Annotated in this window: 23 protein-coding genes and 1 tRNA gene; 10 read left to right on the top strand and 14 right to left on the bottom strand. The window is 48.8% G+C overall.

The genetic code is table 11. The features are described 5' to 3' along the window. Positions 1-362 precede the first annotated feature (362 nt). Positions 363-1022, bottom strand: a complete 660-nt coding sequence (locus ACFPK9_RS12395) for a hypothetical protein (RefSeq protein WP_377095225.1) — start codon at positions 1020-1022, stop codon at positions 363-365. 270 nt (positions 1023-1292) lie between these two features. On the opposite strand from ACFPK9_RS12395, the gene ACFPK9_RS16140 reads away from it, so the two are divergent. Further along, on the top strand, positions 1293-1661 hold the full coding sequence (locus ACFPK9_RS16140) for an ecotin family protein (RefSeq protein WP_465269280.1): 369 nt from the start codon (positions 1293-1295) through the stop codon (positions 1659-1661). A 171-nt stretch (positions 1662-1832) separates the two neighbouring features. Here ACFPK9_RS16140 and ahr read toward each other — a convergent pair whose 3' ends face one another. The 3 genes from ahr to ACFPK9_RS12370 form a co-directional block, all read right to left on the bottom strand. Further along, on the bottom strand, positions 1833-2831 hold the full coding sequence (gene ahr, locus ACFPK9_RS12380; RefSeq protein WP_377095224.1) for an NADPH-dependent aldehyde reductase Ahr: 999 nt from the start codon (positions 2829-2831) through the stop codon (positions 1833-1835). 119 nt (positions 2832-2950) lie between these two features. After that, a complete protein-coding gene (rsfS, locus tag ACFPK9_RS12375; protein ID WP_377095223.1) occupies positions 2951-3304 on the bottom strand; it encodes a ribosome silencing factor in 354 nt (117 codons plus the stop codon). A gap of 122 nt (positions 3305-3426) precedes the next feature. After that, positions 3427-3502 (bottom strand) — tRNA-Ala (locus ACFPK9_RS12370). Between the two features lie 148 nt (positions 3503-3650). On the opposite strand from ACFPK9_RS12370, the gene ACFPK9_RS12365 reads away from it, so the two are divergent. From ACFPK9_RS12365 to ACFPK9_RS12355, 3 genes are read left to right on the top strand one after another with little or no spacing between them, the layout of a single operon-like run. Then, on the top strand, positions 3651-4835 hold the full coding sequence (locus ACFPK9_RS12365) for an acetate kinase (RefSeq protein WP_377095222.1): 1185 nt from the start codon (positions 3651-3653) through the stop codon (positions 4833-4835). Positions 4836-4856: 21 nt separating this feature from the next. After that, positions 4857-6953 carry a phosphate acetyltransferase gene (gene pta, locus ACFPK9_RS12360; RefSeq protein ID WP_377095221.1) on the top strand — a complete coding sequence of 699 codons (2097 nt, stop codon included), beginning with the start codon at positions 4857-4859 and terminating at the stop codon, positions 6951-6953. Positions 6954-6961: 8 nt separating this feature from the next. Continuing rightward, positions 6962-7651, top strand: coding sequence for a C40 family peptidase (locus ACFPK9_RS12355; RefSeq protein ID WP_377095220.1), 690 nt, complete (start codon positions 6962-6964; stop codon positions 7649-7651). Here the strand turns inward: ACFPK9_RS12355 and ACFPK9_RS12350 are convergent. The 7 genes from ACFPK9_RS12350 to ACFPK9_RS12320 form a co-directional block, all read right to left on the bottom strand. Further along, entirely contained in the window at positions 7581-8744 is a 1164-nt protein-coding gene (locus ACFPK9_RS12350; RefSeq protein WP_377095219.1) for a serine hydrolase domain-containing protein, read from the bottom strand. The two genes, ACFPK9_RS12355 and ACFPK9_RS12350, sit on opposite strands and share 71 nt — an antisense overlap. 80 nt (positions 8745-8824) lie before the next feature. After that, positions 8825-10192 (bottom strand): alkaline phosphatase, encoded by a 1368-nt coding sequence (locus ACFPK9_RS12345; RefSeq protein WP_377095218.1) that lies wholly within the window; start codon positions 10190-10192, stop codon positions 8825-8827. Between the two features lie 89 nt (positions 10193-10281). Beyond that, positions 10282-10743, bottom strand: a complete 462-nt coding sequence (locus tag ACFPK9_RS12340) for a tetratricopeptide repeat protein (RefSeq protein ID WP_377095217.1) — start codon at positions 10741-10743, stop codon at positions 10282-10284. Between the two features lie 62 nt (positions 10744-10805). Next, positions 10806-11774 (bottom strand): alpha-L-glutamate ligase-like protein, encoded by a 969-nt coding sequence (locus tag ACFPK9_RS12335; RefSeq protein WP_377095216.1) that lies wholly within the window; start codon positions 11772-11774, stop codon positions 10806-10808. Next, positions 11771-13279, bottom strand: coding sequence for an inactive transglutaminase family protein (locus tag ACFPK9_RS12330; protein ID WP_377095215.1), 1509 nt, complete (start codon positions 13277-13279; stop codon positions 11771-11773). The genes ACFPK9_RS12335 and ACFPK9_RS12330 overlap by 4 nt, the downstream gene beginning before the upstream one ends. Positions 13280-13362: 83 nt before the next feature. Beyond that, positions 13363-14157 carry a putative ATP-dependent zinc protease gene (locus tag ACFPK9_RS12325; RefSeq protein ID WP_377095214.1) on the bottom strand — a complete coding sequence of 265 codons (795 nt, stop codon included), beginning with the start codon at positions 14155-14157 and terminating at the stop codon, positions 13363-13365. Positions 14158-14210: 53 nt separating this feature from the next. Next, a complete protein-coding gene (locus ACFPK9_RS12320; protein ID WP_377095213.1) occupies positions 14211-14345 on the bottom strand; it encodes a hypothetical protein in 135 nt (44 codons plus the stop codon). Between the two features lie 140 nt (positions 14346-14485). Between ACFPK9_RS12320 and trmB the strand changes: the two genes are divergently transcribed. From trmB to ACFPK9_RS12305, 3 genes are all read left to right on the top strand, one after another. Beyond that, positions 14486-15097 (top strand): tRNA (guanosine(46)-N7)-methyltransferase TrmB, encoded by a 612-nt coding sequence (gene trmB, locus ACFPK9_RS12315; protein WP_377095212.1) that lies wholly within the window; start codon positions 14486-14488, stop codon positions 15095-15097. Positions 15098-15178: 81 nt separating this feature from the next. Then, entirely contained in the window at positions 15179-16861 is a 1683-nt protein-coding gene (gene leuA, locus ACFPK9_RS12310; protein WP_377095211.1) for a 2-isopropylmalate synthase, read from the top strand. 6 nt (positions 16862-16867) lie between these two features. Then, positions 16868-17503: a metalloprotease gene (locus ACFPK9_RS12305; protein ID WP_377095210.1), complete on the top strand. Its 636-nt coding sequence runs from the start codon at positions 16868-16870 to the stop codon at positions 17501-17503. 61 nt (positions 17504-17564) lie between these two features. Here the strand turns inward: ACFPK9_RS12305 and ACFPK9_RS12300 are convergent, their stop codons facing one another. The 3 genes from ACFPK9_RS12300 to ACFPK9_RS12290 form a co-directional block, all read right to left on the bottom strand. Beyond that, entirely contained in the window at positions 17565-18398 is an 834-nt protein-coding gene (locus tag ACFPK9_RS12300; RefSeq protein WP_377095209.1) for a mechanosensitive ion channel family protein, read from the bottom strand. Positions 18399-18468: 70 nt separating this feature from the next. Beyond that, positions 18469-18912: a bifunctional nuclease family protein gene (locus ACFPK9_RS12295; RefSeq protein WP_377095208.1), complete on the bottom strand. Its 444-nt coding sequence runs from the start codon at positions 18910-18912 to the stop codon at positions 18469-18471. Between the two features lie 19 nt (positions 18913-18931). Then, positions 18932-19441, bottom strand: a complete 510-nt coding sequence (locus ACFPK9_RS12290) for a gamma carbonic anhydrase family protein (RefSeq protein ID WP_377095207.1) — start codon at positions 19439-19441, stop codon at positions 18932-18934. A gap of 148 nt (positions 19442-19589) precedes the next feature. On the opposite strand from ACFPK9_RS12290, the gene ACFPK9_RS12285 reads away from it, so the two are divergent. The 3 genes from ACFPK9_RS12285 to ACFPK9_RS12275 all read left to right on the top strand — a co-directional run bounded on the left by ACFPK9_RS12285 (position 19590) and on the right by ACFPK9_RS12275 (position 22137). Beyond that, positions 19590-20411 (top strand): hypothetical protein, encoded by an 822-nt coding sequence (locus ACFPK9_RS12285; RefSeq protein WP_377095206.1) that lies wholly within the window; start codon positions 19590-19592, stop codon positions 20409-20411. Positions 20412-20485: 74 nt separating this feature from the next. Next, a complete protein-coding gene (locus ACFPK9_RS12280) occupies positions 20486-21037 on the top strand; it encodes a shikimate kinase (RefSeq protein ID WP_377095205.1) in 552 nt (183 codons plus the stop codon). A gap of 92 nt (positions 21038-21129) precedes the next feature. Continuing rightward, entirely contained in the window at positions 21130-22137 is a 1008-nt protein-coding gene (locus tag ACFPK9_RS12275; protein WP_377095204.1) for a polyprenyl synthetase family protein, read from the top strand. The last annotated feature ends 62 nt before the right edge of the window (positions 22138-22199 follow it).

The raw sequence follows: 22199 nt of genomic DNA, 5'->3' as shown, positions 1-22199 counted from the left end.
AGCGCTTGCACCGTACCTGTTACGCATTTGGGTAAATCTGGTGCACGAACTCTGTACGCACACTTCGGTAAACATCCCATTCAATAAGGGACGTGATTGATAAATTTTCATTAGAGAGTGGTTTTTGACTTAAAGACATCAGACCTGTAATACATCTCTGAGAAAATGCATCCTAAAAAAATATTTTTTTGCCGTCATTCGACTACGAATTAATTTATTTCCTAACAACGACAACTTTGGTCACCAACTCAATAACCCTTAAGCACTCATTTAAAACTGAGCGCTTAACACTCGAACTGGCAGGATGCCTAAAGCCCCCATATTCAACGCCACAATCAATATGCGACAACCTTAGAAACTCCTCAGAGTTGTAGCATGATACTTAGGGTATTTCCCCCAACGGCAGGGAGAACAAAAAACACTAACCTATCATTAGTTGAACATGGCCAAGATCTTCTGGCAAATCTCCTAAGTGTATTTTCTTCAGGAAGAAACATATCCAGCTCAAGTGAGGCAGACCCATTTCTGGACATCAAGTTATCAATAGTCAGATTACTTTTTGGCTTTAGCTTTACTTTTTTCTCCCCAACTGAACCTATGTAGCCTAACGCTGAAAAGTTCACAAACATCATATCATCAGGCCCAAATTTGTCGTCACTAGCATCTACTATATTCAATTTGATTGGAAGAATGGTGTTAGAGCTATCATTCGTGAGAACAATAAGCACTTTACTCCAATTTTCAGGTATGCGGACTGATGGCAATTTTTGCTTCAATCCATCTTGCTTGAGGTCAACTCCCATCGGAGCCAAATAAATTCGCTCAGTGCTTTTCTTAATCTTAATGGAGTCAGAAAAGTTTTTAGTCAGAACATCGATTGTATCAGACTGCCGTCCTTGGAGTAAAAGTAATTTCCTTGGCACATTAGATGGCGCATTGAAATAGATACACCTAGCCAAGCATTGCCCATACACTGGGACACATACTGCAAAAATCGTAAATAAAGTAAAAATTAGTTTCATAGCTCGTTTAACAATTTAAATTTCATCATCAAACCGCCCACTCCCCCCACAAGAGAATATGTAAAAACCACATATAGATTAAACTCCACTTCATTTAATAAATGAATGAGTATTCACAACTATTTACATTACAGCGAATAACAATAACACCGTGATTTATACGTCATGAAAAACCACCGATCACTCATCATATCTCTGATCTTTCTCACCCTCTCTGCCGACAACCTAAAAGCCTTCCCTCCTGCCGAAAAAGGCATGCAGCGCTAGGTTCTGGAACTACCTCTTAAAGATAACGAAAACTCACATCAAGTCGAACTCATCGTCGGTAAAACCGTCATTACCGACGCCACTAATCACTGCTATATCGGAGGGGACATCGTAAGCGAATTCATCCAAGGTTGGAACTTCCCTCGTTACATAGTCAAGGAACTCGGAACAATGGCTGGCACACTTATCACACCCGGCACGAATATTAAAAAAATAGAGCGCTTCATCACCCTCAGAGGAGAGCCCTACCTCATCCGCTACAACAGCAAACTGCCAATCGCGTCGTCTATGTCCCAAATGGAACCGAAGTTCACTACCGAATCTGGCAAGCGGGTGAACAATTCCCCATGCAAGTCAACTAATGAACAATAACTGCTATTTTCAAAATCCTGACCGCTTTCGCATCCCTTAGCTTTTTTGCCCTATCCTACGAGACTAAGTCGACCGAACCTCAAGCTCCAACTCAATCCCAGCAACATTGACTCCGAAGGCTTACGCGCCTCTTGAGTGCCATTTTGAATAGCTCTGCAACTTGTTAGCTCCTCATTTCTTCAGCACAATCCTATAGTGCGCCTTGCCCTCGCGCAAATGATCTAATGCTTTATTAATCTGCTCCATCGGAAATTCCTCCACTACAGGCTCGATCTTGTGTAATTTCGCAAACTCGAGCATCTGAGCAATGGTTCCCGGAGAACCCACTGGCGAGCCAGAAATCTGCCTTTGTTGGCCAATTAGCTGCATAGCACTCACATCAAGAGGCTCCAATGTTGCCCCTACAAAATGTAACCTGCCTTTCGGAGCCAAAGTTTGCAGATAACGATTCCAATCCAACTTAACATTCACCGTCGTGAGGATCAAATCGAAGCTCCCCGAAGCCGCTTTCAACTCAGCATCATCACGTGAATTTAAGGTAGCATGCGCACCTAGTTCAAATGCCTCCTCGCGCTTTTTCTCACTCGAAGTAAAGGCGGTGACCTCACATCCCCATGCATTCAGAAACTGTAAGGCCATGTGACCTAAGCCTCCAATTCCCACCACTCCTACTCTCGCTGTAGGCTTCACATCAAATTGCACCAAAGGGTTAAACACGGTTATTCCTCCACAAAACAAAGGCCCAGCTTTCGCCAGATCCACCCCTTCCGGAATAGCCACCACTGCCCTCTCAGACGCGCGTACCTTATCTGCAAAGCCTCCGCGATTCATAATAGTAGGAATCCCCTCCGAACACAGATTCTCATCACCCGAGTTACAACATCCACAATGACCACAATATCCAGCATGCCAGCCGAGACCCACCGCTTGCCCCACTTTTAAATCGACAACTCCCTCACCTACTTCAGCAATTTTCCCTACCACCTCGTGGCCAGGCACCAAGGGATACTCAGACATCCCCCATTCATTATCAATCATGCTAATATCACTGTGGCAAACACCACAATACAACACATCGATCTCCACCTCGTAAACTCCAAGCTTCCCAGGATCGTATTCAAAACTCTCTAACTGCCCACCAACTTCTTTTACTGCATATGCGTGAATCATAACACACCACCCATACACCAATTACTAGCACTCTACTAGAACTCATGCAAAAGGGCACCAAAAAAGCCGACCTAATCACAAGTCGGCTTCTTCAAAACAATTTGATTAACTAAAATGCCTTACTCCGCCCACTCGACTTCCTTCGCGTCGCCCCAAAGGTTTTCAAGATCGTAATTCTCGCGCGCTTCTTCACTCATCACGTGAACCATCACGTCAAAATAATCGAGCACCACCCAGCTCGTCTCAGCACGACCTTCACCACTGTACGGCTTCACTCCGTATTTCTCTAACACGATCACTTCCGTGTCACGCATCAACGCTTTAAGATGTGGCATCGAGTTACCAGAACAAACTACGATGAAATCGCAGAGCGAAGAAAGCCCAGTCACGTCGAGCACACGAATATCTTCTGCTTTATTATCGTCAGCTGCGCGTGCGCATGCTATTGCGAGTTCCTTACCTTCTATTTTCATCGATTTATCTTTGATCGTTCAGTCACATCTCTGGGCAAAAAAAAAGCCCCATACGGGCTCATCCTTACCAGTCAGTAGTTAATTCTACCAGAATGAAAACCATCCCTCCTATTGAAGTTGGATGGTGGAGCATAACGGAATCGAACCGTTGACCTTCTGCATGCCATGCAGACGCTCTACCAATTGAGCTAATGCCCCGTTAATCCTTCGAGTGCGCGAGGGATTTACCCTCAGTCGCACGCGCTGGCAAGTTCTTTTTTATTTCCCTGCCTCACCAGAAAAGCTGACACATCTGCCATCGGGATACTATTGCAAATTCCTCCCATTCATTTCTACTCGGCTCGAAATGATCATTTTAGCGCTAAATGCCGGGAGCTCGTCTTTAAAATTTGCAGTTTGCTGCACAGATTCCAACACCTTCCCGATGGAAGGCATCATAGAAAAAATAGGCACCCCTGACATCTTCGGAGTTCTCAAGAATAATGGCGAAAAGTTACTACTCACACTCGGCGGAAAAGACCACCAAGCCGCCATCCAAGTCGTACTCGCCACCCTCTTTCACGAGCTAAAACAATCCGGACAAAGCATCGAAGCCATTGGCCACCGTGTCGTTCACGGTGCAGATATTTTCCATTCCGCTACGCTAATTGACGACTCAGTCATCGCATCTATCGCCCAACTTTCTCCGTTAGCACCACTACACAATCCACCCACACTAGAAGTTATTAAGGCGGCAATTGCCCTCTATCCATCGCTCCCTCAAGTAGCTATCTTCGACACCGCCTTCCACCAGAGCATGCCTGAAAAAGCATTCCGTTATGCTGTCCCTGATGCTTGGTTTGAAAATCATAAAGTGCGTAAATACGGCTTCCACGGCACTAGTCATTCCTACGTCTCAGCAGAAGCGATTAGACGTTTCAATCTCTGTCCCGACACCTCTAACATCGTCGTTGCACACTTAGGAAATGGCGCCAGCGCGACCGCCGTAAGAGGAGGGAAAAGTGTCGACACCACCATGGGAATTAGTCCACTAGATGGCCTTGTGATGGGAACTCGCAGCGGCACTGTCGACCCCAGCCTCCACTGCTACATGAAAAATGAAGCAGGACTATCAGTGGAAGAAGTAACCGACACACTCACCAAAAAATCCGGCATGCTCGCACTTTCAGAAACCAGCTCGGACATGCGCGACATCTGGGCCAAGCACGACCAAGGTGACTCAAAAGCGCAAATGGCACTTGAAGTCTACAGCTACCGGCTCGCCAAAGAAGTTCTAGCCTTACTCGCCGCCTTCCCATCAAAAATCGACGCACTCATCTTCACTGGAGGAATTGGAGAAAATGACAAACGCGTCCGCGCGCGGCTGCTAGAATCACTCGCTTGGATCGGATTCGAGATCGACCACGAACTCAACCAAGTCGGCGGTGACACCAAGGGTCAAATCACCAAAAGTAATGGTCCAATCGCGGCTGTCATCGAAACCCAAGAAGAACTAGAAATCGCACTCCAAACAAAAGCTCTTTGCCAATAAACACAACGCCACTCGATTCCCATGAAACACATTTTCCTCACCGTCCCCATTGGCAGCGAACCCGGCCTGACATCTGTTAGCATCGGCCTTGTTCGCACATTCGACCGCCTCGGTAGTAAAGTCAGCTACTACAAACCCTTCTCCCAATCGCACGACTCCAAACAGGAAGACCCCGCACCACTCTACATTCAGGAAGTCACTTCGCATGTCCCACCAGCTCCCATTCCAGCCTCTACTTGGAGTCGCGCCAATGACCAGCAACACATCGAATCGCTGCTCCAGGACATCATAGAAAACGTTAACAACCTGATGGAAGACCACGATGTTCTAATCATCGAAGGCCTCATCGCTCAGGCTGAACTTTCCAGCGTTGCTGAAATCAACACCCTCCTTGCACGCTCGCTCAATGCCGAAACCATCCTAGTAATTAAACAACGCGACCAATCACTCGAAGAGCTAAAACAAGTACTCGACCGCGAAATCCAGTCGCTCTCACTTCCTCACAAAAATGCCAAACCGGCCGTCGTCATCAACCGCTATAAGCAAGCCGACGATTCTCACCAACTCACTCAAAAAGAAGCCTTCCAAGCACTCAAAGCTCAATTCAATTCAGTTAACTACGATCTCATCGGCGCCGTTCCTAACACCCCAGCCATGGGCGCCATGCGCATCAAAGACTTCCTCCACTCTGTCCAGGCCTCTGTCATTCACGAAGGTGACATCGAAAACCGTCGCATCCTCGACTTCTGTCTCTGCGCCCGCCAGGTCGAAAACCTCCTTGGCGCATTCCGCCACGGTTCATTGATTGTAACCCCCGCCGACCGCAGCGATGTCATTACAGCCGCCGCTCTCGCCGCCTCAAAAGGAATCCAGCTCGCCGGCCTCGTCCTCACTGGAAACACTGAAGTAAACCCAGACATCTACGAATTCTGCCAACACGCCTTTAAAAATGATGGAGGACTCTCCGTCTTACGTATTCCCACAAGTTCGTTTGAAGCCACCACGGCCTTCCTCGCCCTCAATAACGAAGTCCCTGTCAACGACACCGCTCGCATCAACCTCGTCATGGACACAGTGGCACGTGGGATGGATACAGACTGGCTGCGCCAACGCTGCTCCCAAACCATTCAAAAACGCCTTTCCCCCGTCGCATTCAAACATCGTCTCTCACGACTCGCCGCAAAGGCGAACAAACGCATACTTTTGCCAGAAGGTGAAGAACCACGTACTATTGAAGCAGCGATTGAATGCTCACGCCGTAAAATCGCCCGCTGTGTGCTGATCGGAGATCCACTCATCATCGGCAACAAAATCGAATCCCTCATGGGCACCGTAGGCGAGCACCTCGAAATTCTCGACCCAGCTCAAGCACGTGACAACTACATCGAACCGCTCGTCGCGCTAAGAAAACACAAAGGCGTCACAGCCTCGGCAGCCAAAGATGCACTCTTAGACAACATTACCCTCGCGACTATGATGGTCACCCTTGGTGAAGCAGACGGCCTCGTCTCCGGTGCCACGCACAGCACCGCACACACTATCAGACCTGCACTCAGTCTCATCAAAACGGCACCCAACGCGGCTCTCGTTTCCTCGATTTTCTTCATGTGTCTGCCCGACCAAGTACTCATCTACGGAGACTGTGCAGTCAACCCGAACCCCAATGCTGAACAACTCGCCGACATCGCACTGCAAAGTGCAGCCTCAGCCAGTGCCTTCGGTATAGAACCTCGAGTCGCCATGATCAGTTATTCGACCCTCGGTTCAGGCTCTGGATCAGACGTAGAAAAAGTCACTGAAGCCACCCGCATCGCCAAAGAGCGCATGCCCGAACTCATCATCGACGGCCCCCTTCAATACGATGCCGCTACCAATGCCTCAGTCGCCGCCACCAAAGCACCCGACAGCCCAGTCGCCGGTAATGCCAACGTCTTCATCTTCCCTGATCTCAACACTGGCAACACCACTTACAAGGCAGTTCAACGCTCCGCTCAGTGCGACTCCATCGGCCCTATGTTGCAAGGCCTAAACCGACCAGTCAACGACCTCAGCCGCGGCACCTCAGTCGAAGACATCATTTACACCGTTGCCCTCACTGCAATCCAAGCCAGCCAATAAAACACTCGGTGAAAACCCTCATCTTACTCACTCTCATCCAAGGCTTATTCCTGCAGGTAATCAATGCCGATGGCATTCGCCCAGCCTCACTCGAGTATGACACTCTCCAGCTACCAGAAAACCTCGCCCGCGAGCGCACAGACCTCATCAAAAAGGGTCTAGCGCTTTCGAAAGAGCACGGATGGCTTCGTTACACCTTCGGATCCGCTGACCCAGAAAAAGGCGGATTAGACTGCTCCGGAGCACTCTATTTCCTGCTTCGAAAATCTGGTCTCGAGCCACCAAGAAGCTCCAGCGCACAGTATCTCTGGGTGCGTGAGAACAGCACATTCACCGAAGTCGGAAAATCCATCACCAGCCTCGACAACCCCATCTTTGAAAACCTCCTCCCTGGCGACTTGCTCTTCTGGTCAGGTACCTACCATCCCACCGACCACCGAAAAACCCAAGTCAGCCACGCAGCCATCTATGCTGGGAAAGATGCCAATGGCACCCACATCATGCTCAATTCGAGCGATGGCAGAACCTATTTAAGAAAAAAGCAGTCAGGTTACGGGATCTTCGAATTCCGCCTCCCGAGCGCTACCTCCAAATCTACTTTTGTCGGCTTCGGCACCCCTCCCGGACTTATCGCAGAGCCTCAATCAGACTCGAACTCTTCGCCCCAGGAAGAACAGAAAGATCCATCTGGTTCATAATGTAAGCAAAAGACACCCCAGTTTCAGGATCGCCAAATGCGTGGCTCCCACCTGCCCCTGGATGACCAAACGCTTGCATCCCCTTGCCATAATTCTGCCGAACCTTAGCGCCATCAGCATCAAGTGGATCTAGCTGGAATCCACAACTAAAGCGTGTCGGAGTCATTAAAATACGGTCATCCCCCGTCACCACCGGAGTCTTCATCCACCCTAACACATCCTCAGAGAAAAACGGAATAGCTCCGATCGCAGCCTGGTAAAATTTTGCTAAGCTGCTGGCTGTCCCCACACCACCCATCGCCGGCAAACCCGATTGCCATGCTTTCGGCTTATTCATTTCGTGCACCCCTTGCAATCCACTCGGTGAGGAAAAGGCCTGCCGCACCAACGTTCCTTGCTGGTTAAATTCTTTATAAAACCCACTCTCCAAATCGCTTTTCTCCATCTTCCCAGGATACAGAGTCGCTACGCGATCAAACTCACTTTCAGGCAAGCCAATCCACAAATCTAACTCCAGCAGTTCTGCAATCCGCTCATGAAACACCTCACCCAGTGGTCTACCTGATAGAACCCTAACCGGCTCTTCTAACAAAAAACCAAATGTCCTTGGATGATAACCATGGCCATCACCCAGCTCCCAATTCGGCTCCTGCGCTTCAATCGCCGCAATCACCGCATCGTACTCAAACACGCTCGCCTTCTGGTCTAGTGCGGCCAAGCCACACTGATGACTCATCAGCTCCGCAAACGTTGCCGAGCTATTTGGGAAATTTGGCCAAACTCGACAAACTAAATCCTCAGGAGTCAGCCCGTTTTCATCTAACAACATGAGCAAAGTCGCCGACGCCAGAGCTTTCGTCGCCGAGTAAAATGGCACCATTGTCTCAGCAACCCACGGCTTTACTTGCTCTCGCTCACACCAACCCTGCGCGAGATTGAGAATTTCTTCACCATCTTTCCACACCGACACGGAAGCCCCTAGCTCCCCACGTTCTGCAAAATTCTTCTTAAAAGTTTGTTCCAGCACATCCAATTGCATGGACACAGGCAAGCCATAGCATGCAATAAGTAGCAACTCGAAAACGCTAACCATGTGGACATTCCGACCATCATTTTCATCGCAAATACATTCCGCTCGTGCAGTGAAATCATTTGCCCATACACAGCCGAATCTTACCCACGCTTAAGAAGACCTTTGAGAATGTGATGCACATCCTCGTTCTTCAAATAAGGTGGGAAACGCTCAGCTCCTGCACCATAGCTTAATAAATCCACTAGCTCCGCTGTGTGCTCGTGGGATGTCCACCCCACCCCCGTCTTAGCCAAGTACTTTCCAGCACAATGCTTGCCATACACTCGTGCCAGCAAATCTTTATCGATTCCCAATTTATCATTCACCTCTTGCTCTATCTCAGGCCACGCCTCCCAGCCCATGACCTGCATAAACAGCTCTGAACTAAAAGCTCCTCGCCCTTGGGCATCCTCCGCCATAAACTCAAAACTCCCTTGCTGATCAGCTAAAGCCGCCAACGCTTCTCCAGTGCCACGGTACGCATTCCCAACACCATTTAACTGACAACCAGCCGTACCGTGATCAGTAGTCACTACTAACAAGGTGCCAGGATTCTTCCTTACATACTCCATCGCCACAGGAATACATGCATCAAACTCGAGCTGTTCATGCACAATCGTACCAGGGTCATTGGCGTGCCCCGCATGATCAATCCGTCCACCTTCTATTTGCAAAAGAAACCCATTCGGATTTTTTTCTAAAGTCTGCAATGCTGCCTCGAACATCTCGACTAAGTTTGGCAATCCAGAATAAAATGCCTGATGCACACGATCAATTGCATAGGGAATATGATCGTGAGAAAAAACACCAAGGAGTTTGTCCTTACCTGCATTCAGCTTGAGTGATTGCTTATTATCCACAAAGGCATATCCCTTTTGCTCAAATTTCGTAATCAGATCACGCTCACCCTGCCTGAAAAACTTCATTCCTCCACCGAGATACACATCAGCCTCAGCTACCAAATATTGATCCGCTATCGCTTCCTCCATCTTCCTGTGCTGCACACTCGCCAAAAAAGCTGCAGGAGTCGCATGTGTCAGACGCGTCGTCGTGACTAAGCCCACTGACATCCCCAGCTCCTTCGCATGTACCCCTATCGGCTTCAGCTCTTCCCCCTCTGGCGTAATATTAATCACCCCATTATTCACTCGCTTCCCACCTCCCCATGCACTGCCAGCCGCAGCAGAATCAGTCACCATTGAATTTGCAGATGCCGTATCTTGTTTACTCACCACCACTCCTGCCTGAGTATAAAGCTGCACCCACTCGAGTGACTGTGACGCACGAGTTTGATGCCAGCATTCCGTCAGTGAAAGCGTCCCCACACCCATGCCATCAGCAACGAGAAAAATCACATTCTTTACCTCCCTCTTCTCCTCCTCAGCTATTGCTCCTCCCCCCATGAATACAGTACCAGCAAGTGCACCCGTGCTTTTAAGAAATGAACGACGATTAGTTAACTGTGCCATACCACAAGAGTATCTCACTGAAAACGTCCCACCGAACGACTTTATTTACGTCGCAATATCTTCACAAACAAAGTCCTCCAGAGCAGCCCTTAAATACCTACCCCCACTAAATCAGGGTCATTCTCAGCCGTCTTTCGCAACGCAGGATCGAGTGCAAACGCCTTTCGTAGATAAGAAAGCGCCTCTTCGGGGTCGCCAAGAACTGCAGAATAGCATCCCATATTGTAGTGGAATAAAGCATCCTTCATTAAAGAGTGAGGACCACTCATCAAAAAACTTTTTGCCGCTAAAGTATCCCCCGTTTCATGCAAACAAAAGGCCGCATGCAGGTAATACGATTTTTTATTCGGTCTCAAACGGCACAAAGCTCGAGCAAGCTCGACGCCACGATCCCAACGCTTCTGCATCATCTCAGCAGCCAACTCTAGCTCCGCTGCGTGTTGGCTTTGTCTTACTTGGTTAGATAAACCTTCTAACTCACGCATCGCCTCATCAGGCATTTCTAGCTGCAAGTAACCCTCCGCAGCACTCAAGCTTCTCTCCTCGTTCATATCTTGTGCAGTCTAACATTATAATAAAGCTCCGAGCAACCACTGAGCGTCAGAACCTATCGCTAAGCAAAATGCTTCTGTGCAAAACCGACTCGATCCTCTACCAAAGCCAGCACACGCTCGCGTCGGCTCAGCTCTTCAACACGCTTTAGCCTCGGTAACAAACCCGTACTATTCGCAACCTGAATCGCCAAACCCGGCCGAGCATTCAACTCCAAAATTAATGGCCCGAGTTCCTTATCTAACACTATGTCAGCGCCCAAATACCCCAACTCAGTCATCTCATAAGTCTGCGACGCCAAATGCATCACCTTGTCCCACTCAGGAATTACTAACTCATGCAGGTTCCGGCCAGTATCCGGATGCTCCGTAACGGGGCGACCGTGTTGAACCGCCGACCGTGCCCGGCCAGTCACCAAATCAATCCCCACGCCCACGGCACCTTGGTGCAAATTCGCTTTCCCGTCAGACGCCTTTGTCGACAAGCGCATCATCGCCATCACAGGAAAACCTAAAAAGGTAACCACTCTCACATCAGGAACGCCTTGATAAGAAAAACCGTCAAACGCATCACTAAACTTGATAGCATACTCGACCATCGTTTTATCCCTGCGCCCACCCAGTGAATACAATCCACTCAGAGTGTTACTCACGTGCCGGTGTAATTCAGCATAGGTCTGCACATCACCACTCGCTTTGTAAAACAGATCATCCTTGCGGTCGTGAATCACCATGATCCCCTTCCCCGCACTTCCCTGCGTCGGCTTGATTACAAATTGCTTATGATCACCCAGCACCTTCGACAGCCGTTTAACATCAGATTGACGCTCCACCACTCCATAGAGCTCTGGGACGTTCAAACCAAAATCCTTAGCTAGTAGTTTTGTTTTTAACTTATCATCCACCCTTGGGTAAAATTCACGACGATTATAGCGCGCAATGTACCGCGCATTCCGTTGATTCATCCCCACGACCCCTGCGCTGCGAAGCTGAGAAGGAGTGCAAAAAGGAAAACCAAACAAGCTCCTCACAACTTTCCTCCTTTCTCAAAAAAGGGTGCAAACCGGAACAGCTCAGAAAGTCGGTATCCAGCATATTGTCCGAGCGCCAAAATCACCGCCAGTACCACAAATAGTATCTCAGGGAAAATGAACACCTGATATCTCAGCATGTCATTATCCATCACAAAGTACGCCAAAATCGCCACAAACAAACTACCACAAGTCTGCTTCGAAACCTCTCGAGCTCCATCTTCCTCCCATAAAATGGATAAACGCTCCACCGTCCAAGCCAAAATAATCGTCGGGAACAAAGTCACGGACTGCATCAACCCAATATCAAACTTCGATCCATAAATACCAAAGCTCACCATGATACCAATCACCACCACAACCACCGCTGAAATCCGCGGCACTAACAACAAATCTAGCTTCGACAGATAACTGCGAACTAACAATCCAGCACTCACCACAATCACAAACAACACGATCCCTGTAAACAACTCAGTTTTTAAAAACGACATCGCCAGTAGAATGGGCATAAACGTCCCCGAAGTGGAAATTCCCACGATGTTCCGCATGATCACTACAACCAAAGCTCCAAACGGAATCATCAATAGCAAACGATACGCATTCTGCTGCTCAAGCGATAACGAAAGCAAAGAGAAATCCACCAAACTATTCCCATTCCGCTCAGCCGCTTGCTGCTGGATAAACTCAGTCGGCAGCTGTTGCTCCATACTCGAGAACTCAACTTTCGCATTCTTGCCTCCTTGGAGCTCCACTAAACCAGGTCCGCCACATTGCCACGCCAACAACTTATCAGTATTTAAAAATTCAGCTTCCCCATACGTAGTAAAAACCTGTTGATCTCCATCAAAAACCAATACTCCAGAATTTAAAGGCACCCTGTTAGTGATCTCACCGAGCTCTAAATAGCGAATCAAATGCGCTTCGTACCCAGCCTTGAGCATCAAGTTTAGCAAAATTTTATTCTTCGACAGATCGGTACTATTCCCCGCTAGCAAAGTTTGCACATTCTGGTTATTTGCAGCACTTAAAATCTCGTTTAACTGACTCGTGAATGTCTCCAAATCAGAAGAATACTTTCGAGCTTTCGTGATAACCTCATCTGCTGCCACAGCTACCGGCCCCTCAAAATACGCTGGATCCAAGCTCACTGGCTTCACGTCAAACGCATTTGACTGATCAATCGTACTGCGAAAAACATTCACACGATAATACAGCTCTTGATTGCCCTCTGCATGCGCTTTCGCCCACGTCACAGTACGTGACAAGTTCTCATTCTCAGAAGGTAAGGGCGCGGGAACAAACCCATAATCGCTTGAAGCTCCACTTTCCTCTAACACTCTTAACTTACCGTACTCACCTGGTACCGCAAACTTGACCTTTACTGGGCCACCTTCGGCCTGAAAACTCAATTTGGCTTCAATCGCCCATACCTCAGTTTGCTCCTTCGGAAAAAATGGATAACCAATACTAATACACTTATACGTCGCAATTCCAACCCCAAGCATTAACAAGATTAGTATTACGGCACGTAATTGAACTCTCCCCTTCATGCTGCAGTAAGTATGTACTTATATAGTCATATCAAGCCTTATTCCTTGTCCTCTAACTTTTCCTTTTTGAGAGTATTCTTCTTACTCACATCCACCACAGCAATACCACGTAATAAATTTCGACCTACCAATAAGGGATATTTGTAGCCGCTGCGATCAGTCAAAGTAAACTCAAGCAACTCATTTTCTCCCCCATAATACACATGTAACTTGACCACATAACGCCTTTCCGAATCGTCATCGTGCTCCTTAATGCGCACTTTGCGTTCTATCTTCCGCTCTAACTTTTCTTTCTTCCCACTCTCTTCGTTCACCAACTCAAATCTCACCCATTGCACGCCATCGCGCTCAAATGGTTCAATTTTCTCCGCGTGAATCGAACTCGTTGTAGCCCCAGTATCAATACGCGCTGAATAATACCAATCCACATCGAGAACACCTATCGGTTCGACCTCACCTAACACCCTCAGATCACTTTGTGTTAAAGAGCTCTCAGGCTGAGGAACCGATCTTTCTTCTATTAATTTAATTTGTGCCTGCGCCTCCGCGACTCGCCGTGCAGCTTCCTCTTCCACCAACTTTCTCTGCATCTCAGCAGCCTCTAGTTCTCGCCTCGCCTCGAGCTCTGCTAAAGCCTTCTGAGTCTCTATTTCCTCAATCTTCTTCTGAGACTCAGCTTTGATTAAAGCATTCTTCGCCTCAGCTTTAGCCAGCTTCTTCTTTGTCGCCACCAACACTCGCTCAGGCACATAGTCCTCACCATCAATAGCCACAGGTACAGAGCACATTGGCAAGGTCACCACACAGAGAAAGGCAAGAAGTTCTTTGTTCATATTTGCGAATAACTAGCATGCCCTTACTAGCATTCCAAGACGAATTAGCGTACTCACTTTTCAGCTCTTACTTCGACCATCGCCACCTCTTCACTCCAATGGGAAGCTAAATCACCATAAAAAAGAGCCGTTCCAAAACACGCTAAAAGTATCACCAAACAGATTAATGGGAGAATTTCAATTTTCATACAGACAGCGATTCTAGCATACAGGAAAATGCTCTCCAAGCGAGAATTGCTCACTTTTCTCACTGTAGTCACCGGGAAAACCACGCGAGGATTGTTTCCTAGTCTTGCATAAGAGAAATTCCCTTAGCAGACTTCGCCCCATGCAATCTGAGCACCGCAAGCCAGTTCCTAACGAATTCATGCCGGACGACTACTTCGCCCGCTTGAACCCTAGTACTATTTTTAACAATGACCAACCACTAGAGATCGACCTCGGATGTGGCGATGGCTCCTTCCTCATTGCAATGGCGCAACAATTCCCAGAACGCAACTTCCTAGGCGTCGAACGCTTGCTAGGGCGCGTCAAAAAAGTTTGCCGCAAGGCCGAAAGAGAAAATCTCGACAACTGTAAAGTCCTTCGCCTCGAATCTAAATACGTAATTGAATGGCTTTTCCCAGAGAACTCCATTGATCGTCTTCACTTACTTTGCCCAGACCCTTGGCCAAAAGCGCGCCACCACAAAAATCGCCTGGTTCAGCAAGATTTCCTCGAAGCACTCTACAAAGCGCTCAAACCCGGTGGCGAATTTTGCTTCAAAACAGACCATCCAGAATACTTCGAATGGGTCGAAGAAGAAATGAACACCTTCCAGAAATTCGAACAACTCGAGTGGCCAGAAGACGCCTTCTTCTACCCGAAAACCGACTTCCAACTCCAGTGGGAAGCCGAGGGTAAAGTCGTCGAACGCGCCCGCTTTCAGAAGCCAGAGTAAACTCTGGTTGCACTTCTCTCCTTTTTGCGTAACACGTAAAACATAACACGTAACTCCGTTCGGCACCGCCGAGCACCCGTCATGAAACCAGACAACATCAGTAAATATCGCCCGTTTCCACCCGTACAATTGACCGACCGCACATGGCCAGATCAGCAGATCACGTCTGCTCCGATCTGGTGCTCAGTCGACCTACGCGATGGTAACCAAGCGCTACCCCAGCCGATGACCGTGGAAGAAAAGCTCGAGTTCTTCGACCTTCTCTGCCGCATTGGTTTCAAACAAATCGAAATCGGCTTCCCATCCGCCGCAGATACCGAGTTTAATTTCTGCCGACGCTTGATCGAGGAAAATCGCATCCCTGAAGATGTGACTATCCAGATTCTTGTGCAAACTCGCGAGCACCTCATCCGCCGATCCTTCGAAGCAATCAAAGGCGCCAAGCGTGCCATCGTCCACATCTATAACTCGACATCTCCACTCCAGCGCCGCATCACTTTCAATGACGCATCGCGCGAGCAAATCCGTGACATAGCCGTTGCAGGTGCCGAACTCGTCAAAGAGCTCACACCCACCGTCCCCGAAACAGAAATCGTCCTCCAATACTCACCAGAATCATTCTCGGACACCGAACTCGATTTCTCAGTCGAATGCTGCAATGCAGTCATCGACATCTGGCAACCGACTCCCGACAAAAAAATGATCATCAACCTGCCGGACACCGTCCAGTGGGCCACCCCTAACATCCACGCCGACCAAATCGAATGGATGTGCCGTCACTTGCACCGTCGTGACTCGCTTGACGTCTCATTACACACCCACAATGACAGAGGCACTGGAACTGCTGCCACCGAACTTGGACTCATGGCTGGCGCCGACCGCGTAGAAGGAACACTCTTCGGAAACGGCGAGCGCACTGGCAACCTCGACATCGTCAATGTTGCCCTCAACATGAACTCCCACGGCATCCCCACAGGTCTCGATTTCAGCAACCTCGCTGACATCCGTGCCGTCTATGAACGCGTCACTCGCATGAGTGTCTCAGAACGTGCGCCCTACGCTGGCGAACTCGTCTTCACAGCTTTCTCTGGCTCTCATCAAGATGCCATCAAAAAAGGCCTCGATCGCCGTGAAAAAGAAATCTCCGGAACTCCCGATCTCGCATGGGGAGTCCCATACCTCACTATCGACCCCGAAGACATCGGACGATCTTACGAAGCAATCATCCGCATCAACTCGCAATCCGGCAAAGGCGGCGTCGCCTACATCCTCGATCGCGAGCACGGCTTCGATTTGCCAAAAACGATGCACCCACAAGTCGGCAAAACCATCTACGACCTCGCCGACTCGCAAGCGAAAGAACTCGATTCCCACGAAATCCGCGATGCTTTCTTCCACCACTTCGTCAACCTCTGCAGCCCACTGCAATTGATCGAATACGAACTCGACCACCTCAATGTCGGCGAAGTCAAATGCCACGCCACTATTATCTATAATGGTGAAGAGAAACGCATCGAAGGAACCGGTAATGGTCCGATCAACTCCTTTGTCCACGCTCTCGAAGTCGAAGGTATTAAAAACTTCACTCTTACAGATTACCGCTCCCACGCTATCCGTGTCGGATCAGACTCAGACTCTGCCGCCTACATCCAACTTCGCTTAGATGACGGCAGTAAGACACTCTGGGGCTGCGGAGTCGAGCCATCCATCGAAATGGCCGGCCTCAAAGCACTCGTCAGCGCTTTCAACCTTCTTCAAGAATAACAGCATATGGTCGAATTCAAACTCTTCGGCATCCCAGTAAAGGTGATGCCCATTTTCTGGATTACCCTAGGTATCATTGGACTCATCGGATCGGACATCCGAGACGGACTGGGCTTGCTAGAAGTCGCCCTTTTCGTGCTCGCTGGATTCCTCTCCATCCTCATCCATGAAATGGGCCACGCTCTAATGATTAAGAAATACAAACTCCCGACCCAGGTTGTGCTCGCGTCCTTCGGTGGCTATGCAGTCTACCCTGCTGGAGTACTCAATCGCCTCCAATCTTTTCTCGTCACAGCAGCTGGCCCAGGACTCCAGATCCTTGGCGGCCTCGTCGTGCTCGCGGCCCTCAACTTCATCGAACTCCCAAACTCGATGATTAACCTCTTCTTCTATAATTTTCTCTGGGTCAGCTTCGCTTGGGCAATCCTCAACTGCGTGCCTATTCTGCCACTCGATGGAGGCCAAATGCTCTCTGCGATCATGGGGCCGAAGCGCCAAAATGCTGTTTTTATTATCAGCTTCTCAGTTGCAGCACTCCTCGCTATCACTGCACTAGTTTATCAGCAAATCTTCCTCGTCCTTTTCATGGGCATGTTTGCTTACCAAAACTTCCAAGCGTGGCAACAATCCAAGGGTAAATAAAAAAATGCTCCACCAGCGCGAGCCAGTGGAGCATAAATTCGTTTAATTTGACTGTTCCAAGTTAAGAAGCTTGGTGCATGTAAACATCCTGCTGCGGGAATGGAATAGAAATACCTTCCGCGTCGAATGCCTTCTTCACATTTTCAATCGTTGTGAAGTTTACATCCCAGTAGTCTTCTGACTTCACCCATACGCGCACCGTGAAATTTACCGAGCTGTCAGCAAGTTCACCCACTTTAATAAATGGCTCACGTCCCTCTTGGTTAGTGATGATTGCACTTTGTTCAGCAAGCACCTTTTCTATAACACTACGCGCTGTATCAATAGAATCACTGTAACCAATACCGAAAGTGAAATCCACGCGACGCTCCGGCATAGTTGAATAATTAATCAGAGAATCATTCGACAACTTACCATTAGGAATGTGAATCATCTTATTATCTGGGGTAAGTAAGAGAGTCTGGAAAATTTGAATTTCCTTTACCACGCCAGCATGCCCTTGAGCATCGATATAATCCCCCACCTTAAATGGTCGGAAAATCAACAACATCACCCCACCTGCGAAATTCTGCAAAGTCCCGCTCAGTGCCATACCCACTGCTAAACCAGCTGCGGCAAAGATAGCTGCGAAGGAAGTTGCCTGAACTCCCACCGTCTCAATAGCTGTCACCACGACACCTACGCGGACAAGCGTCACAAGCAAAGTACAGATAAACGGCTTCACCGTCGCATCCACGCCATGTTTATCGAGTCGACTGCCTACAAGGCTGCCGATCCAACCTGCCACTTTCCATCCAACGATAAGAGTAACAAGTGCTAACAAAATTTTCACCCCCCAGTCCGCACCAAGTGCCATGAGGGAATCTACGTCTAACTGAGCAATAATTGTATTCATCACACCCAAGTCCTAACTGTTAGCAGCACAAATTTCCATCATATTATTACAAACAACCGTCTGCTTGAAATCATTGTTCTTGCTGCATTTTTCTTAGGATCGGAGTCATATCCTCCTGCTCCTCCCAAATCTCAGAAAGCACGTAGATGGGAGCACCCGATCTCACCGCCATGGCAATGCTATCGCTCGGACGCGCATCCAGCTCCACAATTTTTCGCTCCATCAACTCGTTCTGCGCTTCCACAAACAACCGCGCGTAAAAAACTTCTCCCTCGACTTTAACAATCAACACCCGAGTCACTCGCCCACCCAGCGCATTCAAACATTCCGAAAATAAATCATAAGCCAGCGGACGAGGAGGTTCTTCCCCAGCTAATTCCATATTGATCGCAGCACCAATCGAAGGGTCCACATAAAACAAGATCGACTTCTCTCCATCGCCTAAAAACACCGCACAACCAGCCTGCGTCGGCATCAATGCCACAGGTTCCACTTTTACTACATTTGAAGCCATACTTTCTTATCTCAATAGATTAACGGGCCATGTACTTGCGCGACTGCACCACGTACTTTTCAGCCCAGTACTTAACCTTCTCTTGATCCTTCAGATCGAGCGTCTTCACCACTTTTGCAGGAGACCCCACCACTAACGAACCCGGTGGAATCATCGTCCCACTCGTAACCAAAGCATTCGCACCAATAATCGAGCGCTCCCCAATCACCGCCCCATCAAGAATGCATGAGCCCATCCCCACTAGTACTTCATCCTTCACCGTCGCAGCGTGCACAATCGCACCATGCCCGACCGTCACTAACTCACCTAAATACGTCCCATAATCATCCGATAAATGGATCACCGCATTATCCTGCACATTCGAGCGTGGGCCCACAACGATCTCGTTAATGTCGCCGCGCAAGGTCGCATTATACCAAATACTAGATTCCTCACCGAGCGTAACGCGCCCAATAACATCCGCACTAGCAGCCACAAATGCACTCGCATCAACCACCGGCTCATAATTTTCGTAAGACTCAATCGCCATAGCTAAAAACTAAAGTAGCTCAGCTAATGCACAATCCAAATTCAAACAGATTTCTCTCCAGAAAAAACAACTCCCCTTGCTCTTGACGCATTCTTGAGCGAGTCTATACGACAATATTCGCATCTACGTCAGATGACGACACCCCATTATGCATCAGTTCCTCACCATCATCGGCATCATCCTCATTGGCATGGCTCTGCGTTCCTGCCGTCGTAGAATTTTCCGGAAACTCGGAGCTCTCACTTATCTTCTCAGTACTGGTCTCGTCACTTATTTCCTCACTGGCGGCAATATCCCCCTCTCCATCGCCACCATCTTCATCTGGTTTTTCCTTCCATGGATCGAGCTCATTTCACGCGTTCGCAAAATGCGTCTCCCACTCGAAAACACACTTAATGAACAACGCCGACCACAGCTCGACGATTTCCCCGAAGCCTACCAAACCATCTCAGAACTCGAATCCCTCAACTACGAACATAGCTCAGACTATGGCTGGGATTGGGGGAATTCCACCCAACATTACAGCTTCTACTGGCACCCGGAAGAAAGAATTGTCGTAGCTGTTTGCCTCTGTAAACAATCCAACATCGCCTTTTCCTACGTCACCATTTCTTCGCGTGACAGTGATGGCAACATCTACCGGACCAGCAACTTCCCCTTTTCTCCTACTCTAAAAAACACCCCAAATGTCGCGTGGAACCAGATCGCCTGCCGTCATTGCTCGCTTGACTCTTCACTGCGCTGCCATCAAAAATTTATTCAGAAAAAAGGCGGCTCTCTCGAGTCCCTCATGATGCCCGACCCTGAAACGCTCGATTCCGAAGTCGAATCAGACATGCAGGAACAAATCCGTTTCAATCTCAAATCCGGTATCATCACCCCGGCAGAAGATCAAAAGTTCCGCTATTCTTTCCGCGGCCTCTGCTACCTATGGCGACAATTCATCAAGGACATGATTCGCCTTAGCTAAACGCTTCCTCAACTAACTTGCACACTTCTCATCTCCGTTCTGGCCAAGCTGAACTCCATGCCTACACTCGCCGTATGAACGAAGAATCAACTCTACCCGCCAAGAATATCATCTTGGTCGGTTTCATGGGTTCAGGAAAATCAACCATCGGCCGCGAGCTAGGCAAGCTGCTAAGCTACCCACTTATCGACACCGACTCTCAAATCGAAGAATTAGAAAGGCTCAGCGTCGCTGATATTTTCTCGTTAAAAGGTGAACCTCATTTTCGCAACTGTGAAACTCAGATCGTCGAAAACCTTATCGAACAAGGCCTCACCCACCACATTATCGCCACTGGCGGTGGACTCCCAGTCAAAGAAGAAAACCGGCCGCTCCTCAGAAAACTCGGCTATGTTGTCTGGCTAGATGCCAATACCGACACCATCCTCGAGCGTACATCGCGCACCAACACGCGGCCCTTGCTGCAAACCGAAAACCCAAGAAAAACAATCGAAGAGATGCTCGAACGACGAAACTCCATTTATCAAGACGTCGCCCATCTTCGCCTTCAAACCAGCGGACTGAACATTGCAGAAACTGCACACGGCATCCTCGAAAGCGCCCGTTACTTTTTTGGGCACTCCTAAACGACGATTACTGTTGCATATGGCCCCCGACTGTGAAAAATCCCCGAGCCCGCTTTTAAGCCCCAAAGCACACCTACTCGATCACACTTTACATGGCTCTCCTTAAACCATTCACTGACTCTAAAGGACGAATTCCCTTTGAACTCGTCCGTAAGGAAATCAAACAGGTTGAAAAGCAAATCAGCGAACAAGTCCAAGCATTTGACGCTGAAATCGAGCCCTATATCGACTATATTTGCAATACCAGCGGCAAACGTATCCGCCCAGCCCTCGCGATTCTAGCTGGCGGCGCCCTCGGAAAAATCACTAACGATAATCTAAAAATCGGCGTCATCTTCGAACTCATCCACATGGCGACTCTCGTCCACGATGACATTATCGATGAAGCTGACACCCGCCGTAAAACCCCTACGCCTAACGCAAAATGGGGTAACGGCATGGCAGTATTATTAGGCGACGCCCTCTTCTCTCACTCACTTTTACTCGCCACCGAATTTGGCAATATCGACATCTGTCGAAAAGTCGGCACCGCCTCCCGCGAGGTTTGCCAAGGCGAAGTTATTCAGACCCAACGCCGCTTCGACCTCCAGCTCACTAAAGAAGAATACTTCCGCATCATCGCGATGAAAACCGGGGCGCTCTTTGCTGCCTCTGCAGGTATTTCTGCCTCACTCTCTGGAGCCGATGCCGAAACCGAGCAAAAAGTTTACGACTACGGTCTTAAACTAGGAACCGCTTTCCAGATCTACGATGACTGCCTCGACCTCGTCGGCACAGAAGCAACCGTCGGCAAAACCCTCCGCACCGACCTTGAAAAAGGCAAACTCACTCTTCCGCTCTTACTCTTATTAGAAACGGCTCCCGCTGATGCACGCAAGCAACTCCAGCAAGACATTAAAGCGAACAAGCCACTCGACTTCGAAGCTCTCGTAGGAAAAGACGCCTATCAACAAGCTGTCGACTCCTCACTCGACACCGCCGTCCTCATGCTCAAAGAAGCGCGAGAAAACCTCACTTGTCTCAATGACAACGAGTACACCACCGGCTTGTTAGAAATCACTCGTTATCTCGAAGGCTTAATCAACAAGTGCCGCTCCTAATACCATGTTCCCACTCAAGCGCACCATTGGACTCATTCTCCTCTTAGGTGGCTTTGTTGCAG

This window comes from Rubritalea spongiae (genome assembly GCF_042652385.1).
In the GTDB taxonomy this organism is placed as follows: domain Bacteria; phylum Verrucomicrobiota; class Verrucomicrobiia; order Verrucomicrobiales; family Akkermansiaceae; genus Rubritalea; species Rubritalea spongiae.
Note: the sequence above shows the minus strand (reverse complement) of the source record. Positions and strands in the feature narration are given on the sequence as shown.